Source organism: Rhodoferax sp. GW822-FHT02D07 (assembly GCF_058802405.1).
Genome location: NZ_JBXAOD010000002.1, coordinates 628,294 through 640,999, shown reverse-complemented (window position 1 = coordinate 640,999; position 12,706 = coordinate 628,294). Strand labels below are relative to the sequence as shown.

Below are 12,706 nucleotides of genomic sequence, written 5' to 3'. Positions count from 1 at the left end.
GGCATTCAGCGTCGGGTTTGCTTGAGGCGAAGCTGGTTGGGCAGGGGCACGGAGCGGCGCAACACGTCCTCGCCCAGCCACAGGGCGGCGCGGCGTGCGCGTTCGGCCACGGTGGCCAGCGGCATCTGCTGGTAGTCGTCATTGAAGACTTCAAAGCTGTAGTCGCCGCGGTAGCCAAGCTGGTGCAGCTTGAGCACCAGCTGGGCCAAGGCCTCGCTGTGCACGCCTTCACCCGGGAAGACGCGGAAGGTGCGCGCCGTGCTGATGCGCTCCTCCACGGTCTTGATCTCGTTCCACATGAAGTCGGCCAACTGCACCAGGAAGATCTTGCTGGGGTCCAGGATTTCCAGGTCGTCCAGCGGCGTCTTGGTGGCGAACATGTGGAAGGAGTCGAAGCCCAGGCCCAGGTTGGGCATGTCGGCTTCCATGATGAGGTCCCAGGCTTGCGGGAACTCGTTGATGGTGCGGCCCCAGGACAGCGCCTCGAAGGCGATCTTGATGTTCATGGGGATGGCCAGCATGGCCAGCTTGCGCAGGTCCTTCACCAGCGTGGCGGTATCACCGGTGGCGTGGGTGGAAGTGCTGGAGCAGGCCAGCATGACGCGGCAGTCCAGCGCGGCGCACATCTCCATCATGCTCTTGGCGATATCGACCTTGTACTCGTGCAGGTGGCCCGACAGGCCCTCGAAGTCGCGCAGCACCTGGAAGCCGGTGACGCGCAGGCCGCTGTCCTTGACTTCCTGTACTGCGGCCTGCCAGCCGTCGGGGTGGCCCACCAGGTCGCGGGCCAGCAACATCACCTGTGTGAAGCCGGCGTCCTTCATCGCCGCCAGCTTGGCCTTGAGCGGCCCGGCCAGCGTGATGGTGTCCATGCCGAAATCGTCAAACTTGCCGTCGAATTGGCTCATGGCGTTCAGCTCCGCACGTGGTGGACCAGCTCGAACATGGCGTTGCCCATGGTGGGGCGGGTCAGCGCACCCTTGCTGTCCTGCGCCGGGTCCTTGCTGGGGACAAACTCCACACCACGCTGCCGCAGCGCGGCCACGGTGGCCTGCACATCGGGTGTGCCCAGGCCCACGCGCTGGAAGCATTCGTCGTCTTCCACGTCCAGCACACCGGGCTCGGGTTCGATGAGTTGCAGGTAAAAGGTCTTGCAGGGGCTTTGCAGGATGCGGCCCTTGGGCAGGATGCCAAAGCGGGTTTCCGGCTCCAGCGCGGTGAAGCCGAACAGCGCGCCGTAGAACTCGGTCCAATCGTCCACGCGGTCATTGCCGATGTACTGCACAACGCCAAAGAAGTGCAAGCCGGTGATGGCCGGGGGGAACTTGTCCACTGCGGGAACGGGCGTGAAGTCCACGTCGTAGATGGAGAACTCGCGGTAGCGGTCGACAAAGTAGATGCGGCTGTTGCCCACGCCGTGGATGGCCGGAATGTGGAGCTCCATCACCTCCACCTGCACCGGTACGGCCCAGGCGCCGCGCTCCAGCGCGCGGCGGTAGGCGGCCGAGGCGTCCTGCACACGCAGGGCGATGGCGGCAATCTCGGGCTTCTCGGTCAGCGCGGCGCCACGGCCATGGGCGTTGACGATGATGTTCACATCGCCCTGGCGGTACAGCAGCACCTCGCGCGAGCGGTGGCGCGCGATCGGGCGAAAGCCCATGGCTTCGAGCACCTGGCCCAGCGCCTGCGGCTTGGAGGTGGCGTACTCGATGAACTCGATGCCCTCCAGTCCCAGCGGGTTGGGGCCTTCGTCAATGTGCTCGCGGTCTGCGCCGCTGGGGCGGGAGGGATTGGTGCGGTAGTCGGACATTGTGCTGGCTCCAGTTGGTATTTGGGGGCGATGTATGGGGTGTTAATGAGGGGGCGGCGTATCAGGTGCGCGCGAGCGCCAGCGGCTGGGTGGTGCCGCGTGTGCCCAGGTCAAAGACGGCAACCGCCTCCACCTGCTGTTCTGCCATGTTGTTGAGGCCGGCTGCGGCGGCAGCCATCTGCTCAACCAGTGCGGCGTTTTGTTGGGTGACCTGGTCGATGGTGGCAATGGCGTCCCCCAGCCGGGAGACGCCGTGGGATTGCTCCTGCCCGGCCTGGCTGATCAGGGTCATGACTTCGGTCACGCGTTCGATGGATTGGACCATGTCGGACATGGAGTGCTGCACCTGTTCCACCAGATGGTTGCCCTGGTTGACGCGCTGCACGCTGGTGCCGATCAGTCCCTTGATCTGCTTGGCGGCTTCTGCGCTGTGGCCTGCCAGCGAGCGCACTTCGGCAGCCACCACGGCAAAGCCGCGGCCCTGTTCGCCGGCACGGGCAGCTTCCACGGCCGCGTTCAGCGCCAGGATGTTGGTCTGGAAGGCGATGCCGTCGATGACCTGGATGATGTCGGCGATCTTCTTGGAGGCCTGATCGATCTGTTGCATGGTCTGCACCAGATCCGTCACCACCTGGCCGCTCTTTCTGGCGGTGCCGGAGGCGTCGCTGGCCAATGCATTGGCCTGTTGCACATGGCTGGCATTGCCATGCACGCTGTTGCTGAGTTCATGCATGGCGCCGGTGGTCTGCTGCAGCGAGCTGGCTTGTTGTTCAGTGCGGGCGGACAGGTCGCTATTGCCCTTGGCGATTTCTGCACTCGCTGTGGCCACCCCTTCAGATCCCAAGCGAACCGCCGACACCACGCGCACCAGGTTGTCCTGCATGCCCTTGAGCGCATCGAGCAGTTGCTGCATTTCTCCGAAGCTGGTGACGTTGCGGCTGGCGACGTCGAGTTGGCCCTGGGCAATCGCATGGGCCAGGCGTACGGCTTCCGTGGCCGCGCCGCTGATGCTGCGCGAGATGGTCCACGACAGGACGACACCCACGGTGCAGGCCAGCAGGCCCACGCCGACCATCAGCACCCTTGCCCGGTCCTGTTCATCCTTGACGGCTTGGACGCCTGCATCCATGGAGGCCTGCTGGTGTGCGGCCCAGGCACTCAGGTCTTTCTGGTGGCCCAGCAACTTGGGCACATAGGTGTCGTTGAACTCGGTGCGCGAGAAATCGCTGGAGCCGCTATCCACGGCGGCCAGCACGGCCGCCAGGGCCGTCTTGTAGGCCGCATAGGAGCTGTTGAGCTGCTGCAGCAAGGCCGCTTCAGCAGGCCCATCGCTGGATTTGGACGTGTAGGTCTTGACCAGGCCGTCGATGGTCTGCAACTGGGTCTGGATGTTGCTGCGCAGCGGCTTTTGCTTTTCGGGGTCTCCGGTGGCGATGAGCAGGCTGGTGTTGATGCCCTGGCTGCTCAGGATTTCTTTCCACTGCAAGGCATCACGCTCCGTTCTGGCGAGCGAATTGCCGAGGTGGTCGACCATCTTCTCGGTGTGCTGCTGCCCTAGCAGGCCCTGACCCAGGATCAGAATCATCAATGCCAGCACCACGGTAAACGCCAGCATCAGGCGGCGGTGGATGGTGTTCAAACGCATGGTTGGTCCTCTCTGGGCGGTTGGCTTGCCGGGGGCGCAGTCACACGGTGGCGGGGGCAGCGCTGGTGTGGGCTCCGCCCAGGAACAGGCGCTCGATGTGCGGATCAGCCAGCAGCTCGGCGGCCGGCTTTTGCAGCACCATGCGGCCTGATTCGAGCGCGATGGCTTCGTCCGAAATCTTCAGCGCGCTTTTCACGTTCTGTTCCACCATGAGCACCGTGGTCCCTTGGTCGGCCAGCTTGCGCAAGAGCTTGAACACATCGGCTACCACCATGGGTGAGAGGCCGATGGAGGGTTCGTCAATCAGGATGACCTTGGGACGCAGCAGCAGGGCGCGGCCAATCTCCAGCTGCTTCTGCTCGCCGCCGGAGAGGGCGGACGCCGCGGAATGCAGGCGCTCTTTCACGCGGGGGAAAAACTCCAGCACCTCGGGAATGCGTTCGTGCGTGGTCTTCATGCCCAGGGTGATGCCGCCCAGCTCCAGGTTCTCCCACACGCTAAGCTGGCCAAACAGGTTGCGGCCCTGGGGCACGAAGGCAATGCCTTGTGCCAGCAGTGCTTTTTGGCTGGCGCCGGCCACGCTCACGCCGTCGAGCAGGATGTCGCCCTGGCGCGGCTTGAGCAGACCGAACAGGGTCTTGAGCACGGTGGACTTGCCCGCGCCGTTGGGGCCCAGCAGCAGGGTGATGGTGCCGCGCTTGGCCTGGAAGGACAGGTTGTTCAGGATCATGAAATCCTTGTACCCGGCCACCACGTCCTTGAATTCAATGGCGATGTTGTTGCTCATGGCTTAGCTTCCCAGGTAGGCGTCGAGGACTTGCTTGTTGGCGCGGATTTCGGCAGGCGTACCGATGGCCATGACCTGGCCTTCGACCATGACCATGATGCGGTGGCACAGGTCCATCACGAAGTCCATGTTGTGTTCGATGACGACGAAGGAGCTCTTCTTGCCGAACTTGGGGTTCTGGTTGAGTTCCTTCAGCAGAGTGCTGATGCCGCCCACCAGGCTGGGGTTCACGCCGGCGCAGGGTTCGTCCAGCAGCACGAGGTCGGGCTCGCTCATGAAGGCCATGGCAATGTCCACCAGCTTTTGCTGGCCGTAGGACAGTTCGCCGGCGTTCTTGTCGGCCACATGGCGGATGCGGAACTGGTCGATCAGCGCGTCGGCCTTGGCGCCCAGGCCCGAGTCGCCGGGGGCGAACATGCGGCTGAGCATGGTGCCCTTGTGCTCCTGGGCAGCCACCAGCAGGTTGTCGCGCACGCTCATCTTGCCGAAGACCTGCAGGGTCTGGAAGGTGCGGCCCACGCCCAGGCGGTTGAGTTCCAGCGGGCCGGCCTGTGTCACGTCGCGGCCATTGAGTTCGATCTTGCCTTCGTCCGGGGTGATCTGGCCCAGCATGCTGTTGAACAGGGTGGTCTTGCCCGAGCCGTTGGGTCCGATCACGCCAAAGATTTCTCCGGGCAGGACTTCGAAGGACACACCGCCCACGGCCTGGATGGCACCGTAGGCCTTCTTGATGTTGGTAACTTTAAGAACGGGTTGTTGTGCAGCGGGTTGGCTCATCATTTGGCTCCCTGTTGTTGTGCGGCAGCGGCGCGTGCGGTGCTGGCTTCGCGGGCCTGGCGCTTGGCCTTGATGCGGTCGGGGATGCTCAGCAGACCATCGGGCAGCCAGATCATCAGCAGCACCACGGCAGCACCGAAGACGAAGAGGTACCAGGCCTGCGCGAAGCGCAGCCACTCGGGCAGGATCACGCCCACGGCCGAGCCCAGCAGCGGACCCAGGAAGTAGCCCGGGCCACCCACCACCACCATCAAGTACATCATGATGGACGCACCCACGGTGAAGGGCGCGGGTTCGATGAACTGCACCAGCGAGGCGAACAGCGCACCGGCAATGCCGGCGTAGGCGGCGCCGATGGCGAAGCTCAGCAGGGTGTAACTGCGGGTGTTGATACCCAGGCTCTCGGCGCGGATCGGGTTGTCACGCAGCGCGGTGAAGGCCTTGCCCCAGGGGCTGCGCAGCAGACCCCATTGCAGGGCGCCCAGCAACAGCGCAGTAGCCAGCACAAAGTAGTAGTAAGCCAGGTTGCCTTCCAGCGAGATGCCGAACAGGCTGGGACGGGCGATGTTGTTGATGCCGAAGGTGCCCCCGGTGAGCCACTCTTCGTTGCGCATGACCAGCCAGACTGCGGTGTTGAAGCCCAGGGTGGCAAAGGCCAGGTAGATGGTCTGCACGCGCAGCGCCGGGAAGCCCAGCGCAATGCCGACGAAGAAGCAGATCAGCGCCGCAGCGGGCAGGCCCAGCCAGAAGCTGAAGCCGGCTTTCATGAAGATGGCTACGGTGTAGGCGCCGATGCCGAAGAAGGCCGCATGGCCCAGGGACTTTTGCCCGGCGTAGCCCACGGTCAGGTTCAGGCCCATGGTGGCGATCACGAAGACCAGCCAGTAAGACAGCAGGTAGATCCCGTAGTTCTTGAGGAAAGGCGGCGCAACCAGCATCAACAGTGCGCAAGCAGCTATCAAAATAAGAGTGAGTTTTTTCATGTCAGACCTTGCGTTCGACTTTCTTGCCCAGCAGCCCTTGCGGCTTGAACAGGATCACGACCATGAAGATGACCAGGGCCACGGCATCCTTGTAGGCCGGGGAGATGTAGGCCGCGGCCAGGTTTTCGCACACGCCCACGATGAGCCCGCCCAAGAGAGCGCCGCGCGAGTTGTTGAAGCCGCCGATGATGGCCGCGAAGAAGGCCTTGTTGCCCAGCGATTCGCCCATGTCGAACTTGGCCAGGTAGGTGGGGGTGACCAGCAGGGCCGCTGCCACGGCCAGGATGGCGTTGATGGCAAAGGCGTAAAAAATCATGCGCGGCACGTTGATGCCCAGCACGCTGGCGCTCTCGGTGTTTTGCGCCACGGCCTGCATGGCGCGGCCGGTGACGGTCTTGGTCATGAAAGCCTGGGTGGCAAACACCAGTACCAGTGCCAGGGCGAAGGTGCCCACGTCGGCCAAGGTAATGGTCACGCCGGCAACCTGAAACAGCTTGTCGGCAAACAGGCTGGGGAAGGGGTGGGCTTCGGCGCTGTAGCCGGCACGCAGGCCGTTGCGCATGGCGATGGACAGGCCGATGGTGGCTACCACGATGGGCATCATGCCGAACTTGAAGAGGGGATCGACCAGACCACGCTTGAAGACCCAACCCAGCAGGAAGGTGGCCAGTACGGCAGTGAGCACAAAGCTCACGGCCAGGGGCGCACCGATGCTGAGGAAGCCCAGCATCATGAAAGCCGGCAGCATGACGAACTCGCCCTGGGCGAAGTTGATGGTGCCGCTGGCCTGCCACAGCAGGGTGAAACCCAGGGCGGCCAGGGCGTAGATGGCGCCCGTGGCCATGCCACTGAAGAAGAGTTGGAGGAAATCGGTCATGGAAGATCCCGTGGGGTAACGTGGATAGCGCGGGCCCGGCGGCGGTGTGCCGCCCCGGGCCCGGCGGGCTTACTTCTTGGCGGGTGCCGCAGGCTTGGCCGCAGGGGCTGCGGGCTTGTTGGCGGCCACGATGGGGTTGAGCGGGGGCAGGGTGGCCACCACCACTTGCTGGCCGTTCTTGACTTCCACCAGGAAGCTTTCGCGGTCTAGGTCGCCGTTCTGGTCAAAGGCCACGTTCATCAGGATGCCGGGTTCCTTGTCGGTGGTGACTACAAGGCTGTGCAGCGCGTTGGCCACGGCCTTGCGGTCCAGCTTGCCCACTTTTTCGATGGCGGCCTTGAGCGTGTAGATGCCGGAGTAGCCCTTCATGCCGTTGTGGTCGGACACATATTTGTACTCGCGCTCGAACTTGGCGCGGAAGGCACGGATGGCGGGCAGCGGGGCATCCACGGTCAGACCCACGTGGGCGACGGCGCCGTTGGCTGCCTCGCCAGCGAGTTCGATGACCTTCTGGCCGGTCAGCGTGGTTTCACCAATGATGGGCTTGTTCCAGCCCTGCTTGCGCAGCTCGCGCAGGGCGCGGGCAGATTCTTCTTCGTTGGAGTAGACGAACACGCCGTCGGCGTTGCTTTGCTTGGCCTTGAGCACGGCGGCGGAGAAGTCCACCTGGCCGGAGTCGGTGGAGATTTCAGCCACGACCTTGGTGGGCGACTTGTCCAGCGCCTTCTTGATCATGTCCAGGCCGCCCTTGCCGAAGTCGTTGTTCACATAAATGATGGCAATGGTCTTGAGCTTGGCGCCGTCGCTGATATAGCGGGCCACCTTGGGCATGGCTGTGGCTTGGGTGAAGCTGGTGCGGAAGACGTAGGGGTTGCCCTGCATGGTGATGCTGGCGGCTTCGCCCCCGGTGAAGTTGGGGATCTCGGCTTTGCGGCTCTCGGCCATGGACACCATGATGGAGCCGGAGAACACGGGGCCGAAGATGGCAAACACGTCGTCGTCCACGGCCTTTTGTGTCAGGCCCTTGGCCACGCCGGGGTTGGACTGGGTATCGGAGGTGATGGTCTGGATCTTCTTGCCCAGGATGCCGCCGGAGGCATTGATTTCCTTCACGGCCAGTTCCACGCCATTCTTGAAGTTGGTACCGGCTGTGGCGCCGCCGCCGGACAGTTCCACAATGTTGGCGATCTTGATGGTTTCTTGTGCAAATGAGGTGCTAGCCCCCATCAAAATTGCGCAAGCAGCTATCAATTTGAGAGTGTTTCGTTTTTGCATGTCATTGTCTCCTCGGTTGAAAAAATGGAAAGCCAGGGTGATGGATTGGTAGGGCTCAGTCAGAGCAGTGCGGGAATCAGCTGGTGAGGCTCATGCCCGCGGATCTCGCTGCGCAGTGCGTTGGGGTATATCTGCTCGCGCAGAAAGCTGGCATCGCTGCGCACCAGTTCGGCCGCAGGGTGCAAGCCAAAAAAGTCGAGGTAGGGTGCGGTTTGCTGTATCAGCATCTCAAATCCGGGCTGGGCCTGCAGGCCACGGGCCCGCGCCGCACGCACCCAGCGGCTGGGCTGGTGCTTCATCACAATGTCCATCACCGCCGCGTGGGGTTCCATGCGTTGTACATCGCAGGGCTGGGCGTCGTCCGGCTGCAGGCCCAGCGGGCTGGCATTGATCACCAGGTCAAACCCAGCCGGGTCATTGGTGTTGGCGGCCTCGACCGGAACAGGCGTGTGGGCGGCCAGGCGCTTGGCCAAAGCCTGGGCCTTGCCGGGTGCGGGGTCATAAAGGCTGACCTGGGCGGCTGCATAGGGCGCCGCGCTGGCCAGCTCGCTGGCAATGGCGGCGGCTGCCCCTCCGGCACCCAGCACCAGTGCGCGTTTGCCACTGTAGTCCATGCCAAAGTAGTCCAGCGCCGCGCGCAAGCCCTGGCCGTCAAACAGTTCGCCTTCGAGGTGTCCATCGGCACGGCGGCGCACGGCATTGACGGCCCCGGCCATACGGGCGCTCGGGCTGCAGGTGTGCATCGCGTCGGCCAGCGCATTTTTGTGGGGAATGGTGGCGCACAGGCCCCGCACATTGGGGGCCAGGAAGGCAGACTTCACAAACTCCAGCAGGTGTAGCGGGGCAATTTCCACCGGCACCATCACGGCGTTCAGGCCTGCGCGGGCGAACACGGCGTTGAACAGGGCTGGCGCCTGTACCTGGGCTACCGGGTACCCGACGATCAGGTAGACGTCGGTGGTGCCTGAAAGGGTGGGAACGGCAGCGGAATGCATGGAATTGTTCGTTTGTCGATCAAGTTGGCGATTTCGGAACGAACTTTAGCCATGCACTGTCTGTTCCAAAAGGATAATCTTGTCAAAAAGATCGATCATCGAACGTTGTTGTTCGATGATCGATCGTAATACGGGTTATCACTAGGCCTTTCGCCATTCCTTGCCGCCAGAATTTGCCCATGTCGCCCACCGCCATCGCCCCCTTTGCCCTGACCGAACCCGAAACGCCGGGGCTGGACAAGAAAGACTGGATTGCTGGCCTGGAAAAAGGTCTGACCATCATTGAGACCTTTGATGACGCCCACCCCCGCATGACCGCCAGCCAGGCGGGCGAGCGCTGCGGCATGACGCGCACCGCTGCGCGCCGTTACCTGTTGACCCTGCAGTACTTGGGCTATGTGGCCACCGATGGCAAGCTGTTTTGGCTCACGCCGCGTGTGTTGCGTCTGGGCCAGTCTTACCTGGAGTCGGCACGGCTGCCGCGCATCGTGCAGCCGTTTTTGCAGCGGGTGACGGCGGGCACGCAAGAGATTGCCTACGTCTGTGTGATGGACGGCGACGACATCGTCTATATCGCGCGCAACGGCACCAACCGCACCATGAACACCGGCTACGTGCTGGGCGCACGGGTGCCCGCGCAGGTGACGGCGGCCGGCATGTTACTGCTGTCCATGCGCGAGCCCGAGTGGCTGGAGCGCTGGCTTACCACCCGCGAATTACGCGCTTACACCTCCCACACAATTGCCAGCAAAGACCGCTTGAGGGTGGAGCTGGCGCGTATCCGCCAGCAGGGCTGGGCCATCTCGGAGCAGCAACTGGAGCTGAACCACCGCGGCGTGGCAGTGCCGCTGATGGACCGGCACAGCGTGCTCGTAGGGGCGCTGAATGTGACCATGCCCATGGGCAATGAATCTACCGACGACGCGGTGGCTCGCGTGCTGCCGGTGTTGCAGGAAACCGCGCGCGCCATGCGCAATCTCATCTGAATCATCTGAAGGAAAGGGACTGGAATGAGCAAAGGCTACTGGATCGCCCGGGTCGACGTGAGCAACCCCGAGCAGTACCAAACCTATATCACTGCCAATGCTGTCGCGTTTGCCAAGTACGGCGCGCGCTTTCTGGTGCGGTCGGGGCGTTTCGAGGCCGTCGAAGGCAGCGCGCGTGGGCGCAATGTGCTGATCGAGTTTCCCAGCTACCAGTCAGCGTTGGACTGCTGGAATTCGCCGGAGTACCAGGCGGCGAGGGAGTGTCGGCTAGGGGCGGCTACGGCGGATGTGATTGTGATTGAGGGGTATGAGGGGGCGCAGCCGGGGTGACTTTTTATCTGGGTATTAAAAATTACCTCCCCAGCCCTGCTCCAGCTGCCTTCTGCACACATTCACTCAACCGCGCCAATTCCGGCAAAGGGAGTTGAGCCACTTGCCAGTACAGCGGGGTATCCAGTGCCCGGTCCGGCAACAACTCCACCAGACGACCCGCAGCCAGGTGGCCCTGCACCAGAGCGGTGGGGTTCATGCCCCAGCCAAGGCCGGCCAGCGTGGCATCTACAAACGCTTGGGAAGAGGGCAGGCGGTGCGCTGGCAGGGTCAAGTCTTTGCGTGTTACGCGGCGTACCCAGCGTTCCTGCAGGCGGTCGTTGCGGTCAAACACCAGACTGGGTGCCCGGGCCAGGCTCTCGGCGCTGACGCCTTGTGCAAACCAGCGCTGCATGAATTCCGGTGATGCGGTGGCGCAGTAGCGCAGGGCCCCCAGTTTGCGGCTGCGGCAGCCCTGTACGGGCTTGGCCAGGGAGGACACGGCCGCCAGAACCTGGCCGCGGCGCAACCATTCGCTGGTGCGGTCCTGGTCGTCCAGCACCACGTCCAGCAGCGTGTTGCCTTGCGCACAAAAGGCCTGCATGGCCTGCACAAACCAGGTTGCCATGCTGTCGGCGTTGATGGCAATGCGGATGGTGGCGGCCGGCACACCTTCGCTGCGCAAGGCCGGCATGTCGTGGTGCAGCTCGCTTTCCAGCAGGGCCACGGTCTCGGCATGGCGGCAGAGGCGCGCACCGGCTTCGGTCGGCGTGCAGGGCTGGCCGCGTACGACGAGTACGGTGCCCACGCGGTCTTCGGCCTGTCGGATGCGCTGGGAGACGGCGGAAGGCGTGATGTGCAGCACGCGCGCGGCGCGCTCGAAGCTGCCTTCGCGTACGACGGCGGCCACGGTGGCGAGCAAAGCGGTATCGAGCATGAAGTTAAAAAGTAAGTATTGCTGTTTCTACATTAGCAGAATTCAGTAGATCTGTACCACCAGTTGCCGGATACTGCCGCCATGACTTACACCTTCAGCCCTTCTGTCTTTGTTACCGGCTTCACGCTGAGCCTGTCCCTCATCGTGGCCATTGGCGCGCAGAACACGCATGTGCTGCGCCAGGGCCTGCGGCGGGAGCATGTGGCGGCCGTGGTGGCGGTCTGCGCGCTGCTGGACATTGCGCTGATGACGGTGGGCGTGAGTGGCCTGGCGGCCTCACTGGGGCAGTACCCGCGCGTGCTGGATGCGCTGGGGTTGTTGGGTGCTGCAGTGCTGGCTGTTTACGGGGCATTGGCCCTGCGCCGGGCGGTGCGGCCCGGCACCTTGCAGGCTACTGGCGCAGGGGCGCCGGTGCCCGTGGGGCGTATGGTGGCGCAAACGCTGTCCATCAGCCTGCTCAACCCCCATGTGTATCTGGACACGGTGGTGCTGGTGGGCGCCGTGGGCGCACAGCAGCCACTGGGTACACAAGGCGCGTTTCTGCTGGGCGCCGGCGTGGGCAGCACGCTGTGGTTTCTGGGTCTGGGTTTCGGCGCCCGAGTCCTGACGCCGCTGTTTGCCAAGCCCCTGGCCTGGCGTCTGCTGGATCTGCTGGTAGCCGGCATGATGTGGAGCATTGCCGCCGGCTTGCTGGTGCGCAGCCTGCACCTGTGAGGCTGCTTTAGTTGCCCGACATGAGCTTGTGCACCAGGTCGGCGGTGGTGGAGGCCTTGTACTTGCGCATCAGGCGGGCGCGATAGATCTCCACGGTGCGGTGGCTGATCTCCAGGGTTTTGCCAATGTGCTTGGAGGTCAGGCCCTGCATCAGGTGGGCGGCGACCTCGCGTTCGCGCGGAGTCAGCTCGGCCTTCACAGGGCGGCGTGCACTCAGGTCTTCAAAGCTCCAGATGCCGGCTTCGTGCGGTGCGTCGCGGTTCAGTGCCCGCCCGGTCACATGGCACCAGAAGGTTTCCCCCTTGAATCGGCCGTCCAGACGCTTCATGATGCGGTCGTCGGCATAACTGCCGTTGCGGTTCATGATGGGGCTGATGCGCGCGCCAATGCGTTCGTACTCGTCGGCACTCGGATACAGAATCTGAAAGGACTGTCCTACCAACTGGGCCCGGCTGGCGCCGAACATGTCGCACAGGCGCTGGTTGCAATCCACCATGGTGCGGTTGCGCGAGAGCGCCAGCCCGACGGGGGCGAGGTCGAAGGCGAGGCGGTAGTCAATGTCCATAGGGTTGGGCTTTACGAAGAACTACGTATGGCACTACGTAGTATCG

14 protein-coding genes are annotated in these 12,706 nt (G+C 63.6%); 3 read left to right on the top strand and 11 right to left on the bottom strand.

What is annotated here, in order from left to right:
- Positions 1-5: 5 nt before the first annotated feature.
- The 9 genes from AC1RNN_RS07665 to AC1RNN_RS07625 all read right to left on the bottom strand — a co-directional run bounded on the left by AC1RNN_RS07665 (position 6) and on the right by AC1RNN_RS07625 (position 9,149).
- On the bottom strand, positions 6-908 hold the full coding sequence (locus AC1RNN_RS07665; protein WP_493087269.1) for a sugar phosphate isomerase/epimerase family protein: 903 nt from the start codon (positions 906-908) through the stop codon (positions 6-8).
- 5 nt (positions 909-913) lie between these two features.
- A complete protein-coding gene (locus tag AC1RNN_RS07660; RefSeq protein ID WP_493087270.1) occupies positions 914-1,810 on the bottom strand; it encodes a 4-hydroxyphenylpyruvate dioxygenase in 897 nt (298 codons plus the stop codon).
- Between the two features lie 61 nt (positions 1,811-1,871).
- Positions 1,872-3,455: a methyl-accepting chemotaxis protein gene (locus tag AC1RNN_RS07655; RefSeq protein ID WP_493087272.1), complete on the bottom strand. Its 1,584-nt coding sequence runs from the start codon at positions 3,453-3,455 to the stop codon at positions 1,872-1,874.
- A gap of 40 nt (positions 3,456-3,495) precedes the next feature.
- Entirely contained in the window at positions 3,496-4,242 is a 747-nt protein-coding gene (locus AC1RNN_RS07650; protein WP_493087273.1) for an ABC transporter ATP-binding protein, read from the bottom strand.
- 3 nt (positions 4,243-4,245) lie between these two features.
- The gene (locus AC1RNN_RS07645) at positions 4,246-5,019 is read right to left on the bottom strand and encodes an ABC transporter ATP-binding protein (RefSeq protein WP_493087275.1); all 774 of its coding nucleotides are present in this window, start codon (positions 5,017-5,019) and stop codon (positions 4,246-4,248) included.
- A complete protein-coding gene (locus tag AC1RNN_RS07640; protein ID WP_493087277.1) occupies positions 5,019-6,002 on the bottom strand; it encodes a branched-chain amino acid ABC transporter permease in 984 nt (327 codons plus the stop codon). Before AC1RNN_RS07640 ends, AC1RNN_RS07645 begins: the two co-directional genes overlap by 1 nt.
- A gap of 1 nt (position 6,003) precedes the next feature.
- Positions 6,004-6,879 carry a branched-chain amino acid ABC transporter permease gene (locus AC1RNN_RS07635; protein ID WP_493087279.1) on the bottom strand — a complete coding sequence of 292 codons (876 nt, stop codon included), beginning with the start codon at positions 6,877-6,879 and terminating at the stop codon, positions 6,004-6,006.
- Positions 6,880-6,948: 69 nt separating this feature from the next.
- Positions 6,949-8,154, bottom strand: a complete 1,206-nt coding sequence (locus tag AC1RNN_RS07630) for an ABC transporter substrate-binding protein (protein WP_493087281.1) — start codon at positions 8,152-8,154, stop codon at positions 6,949-6,951.
- A 59-nt stretch (positions 8,155-8,213) separates the two neighbouring features.
- Positions 8,214-9,149, bottom strand: a complete 936-nt coding sequence (locus AC1RNN_RS07625) for a shikimate dehydrogenase family protein (protein ID WP_493087283.1) — start codon at positions 9,147-9,149, stop codon at positions 8,214-8,216.
- A 179-nt stretch (positions 9,150-9,328) separates the two neighbouring features.
- Here AC1RNN_RS07625 and AC1RNN_RS07620 point away from each other — a divergent pair, with 179 nt between their 5' ends.
- Together AC1RNN_RS07620 and AC1RNN_RS07615 are read left to right on the top strand one after the other, a co-directional pair.
- Entirely contained in the window at positions 9,329-10,135 is an 807-nt protein-coding gene (locus tag AC1RNN_RS07620; RefSeq protein WP_493087285.1) for an IclR family transcriptional regulator domain-containing protein, read from the top strand.
- Between the two features lie 24 nt (positions 10,136-10,159).
- The gene (locus AC1RNN_RS07615; protein WP_493087287.1) at positions 10,160-10,465 is read left to right on the top strand and encodes a DUF1330 domain-containing protein; all 306 of its coding nucleotides are present in this window, start codon (positions 10,160-10,162) and stop codon (positions 10,463-10,465) included.
- A gap of 22 nt (positions 10,466-10,487) precedes the next feature.
- On the opposite strand, the gene AC1RNN_RS07610 is transcribed toward AC1RNN_RS07615, so the two are convergent.
- Positions 10,488-11,381, bottom strand: coding sequence for a LysR family transcriptional regulator ArgP (locus tag AC1RNN_RS07610; RefSeq protein ID WP_493087289.1), 894 nt, complete (start codon positions 11,379-11,381; stop codon positions 10,488-10,490).
- Between the two features lie 81 nt (positions 11,382-11,462).
- Between AC1RNN_RS07610 and AC1RNN_RS07605 the strand changes: the two genes are divergently transcribed.
- Complete coding sequence (locus AC1RNN_RS07605; protein ID WP_493087291.1) at positions 11,463-12,095, top strand: LysE/ArgO family amino acid transporter; 633 nt, start codon at positions 11,463-11,465, stop codon at positions 12,093-12,095.
- A gap of 7 nt (positions 12,096-12,102) precedes the next feature.
- On the opposite strand, the gene AC1RNN_RS07600 is transcribed toward AC1RNN_RS07605, so the two are convergent.
- Positions 12,103-12,660 (bottom strand): LuxR C-terminal-related transcriptional regulator, encoded by a 558-nt coding sequence (locus AC1RNN_RS07600; RefSeq protein ID WP_493087293.1) that lies wholly within the window; start codon positions 12,658-12,660, stop codon positions 12,103-12,105.
- Between the last annotated feature and the right edge of the window lie 46 nt (positions 12,661-12,706).

Excerpts from the sequence above, each read along its gene's own strand:
- AC1RNN_RS07665 (WP_493087269.1), bottom strand. The coding sequence starts at position 908 with ATGAGCCAATTCGACGGCAAGTTTGACGATTTCGGCATGGACACCATC.
- AC1RNN_RS07660 (WP_493087270.1), bottom strand. The coding sequence starts at position 1,810 with ATGTCCGACTACCGCACCAATCCCTCCCGCCCCAGCGGCGCAGACCGC.
- AC1RNN_RS07655 (WP_493087272.1), bottom strand. The coding sequence starts at position 3,455 with ATGCGTTTGAACACCATCCACCGCCGCCTGATGCTGGCGTTTACCGTG.
- AC1RNN_RS07650 (WP_493087273.1), bottom strand. The coding sequence starts at position 4,242 with ATGAGCAACAACATCGCCATTGAATTCAAGGACGTGGTGGCCGGGTAC.
- AC1RNN_RS07645 (WP_493087275.1), bottom strand. The coding sequence starts at position 5,019 with ATGAGCCAACCCGCTGCACAACAACCCGTTCTTAAAGTTACCAACATC.
- AC1RNN_RS07640 (WP_493087277.1), bottom strand. The coding sequence starts at position 6,002 with ATGAAAAAACTCACTCTTATTTTGATAGCTGCTTGCGCACTGTTGATG.
- AC1RNN_RS07635 (WP_493087279.1), bottom strand. The coding sequence starts at position 6,879 with ATGACCGATTTCCTCCAACTCTTCTTCAGTGGCATGGCCACGGGCGCC.
- AC1RNN_RS07630 (WP_493087281.1), bottom strand. The coding sequence starts at position 8,154 with ATGCAAAAACGAAACACTCTCAAATTGATAGCTGCTTGCGCAATTTTG.
- AC1RNN_RS07625 (WP_493087283.1), bottom strand. The coding sequence starts at position 9,149 with ATGCATTCCGCTGCCGTTCCCACCCTTTCAGGCACCACCGACGTCTAC.
- AC1RNN_RS07620 (WP_493087285.1), top strand. The coding sequence starts at position 9,329 with ATGTCGCCCACCGCCATCGCCCCCTTTGCCCTGACCGAACCCGAAACG.
- AC1RNN_RS07615 (WP_493087287.1), top strand. The coding sequence starts at position 10,160 with ATGAGCAAAGGCTACTGGATCGCCCGGGTCGACGTGAGCAACCCCGAG.
- AC1RNN_RS07610 (WP_493087289.1), bottom strand. The coding sequence starts at position 11,381 with ATGCTCGATACCGCTTTGCTCGCCACCGTGGCCGCCGTCGTACGCGAA.
- AC1RNN_RS07605 (WP_493087291.1), top strand. The coding sequence starts at position 11,463 with ATGACTTACACCTTCAGCCCTTCTGTCTTTGTTACCGGCTTCACGCTG.
- AC1RNN_RS07600 (WP_493087293.1), bottom strand. The coding sequence starts at position 12,660 with ATGGACATTGACTACCGCCTCGCCTTCGACCTCGCCCCCGTCGGGCTG.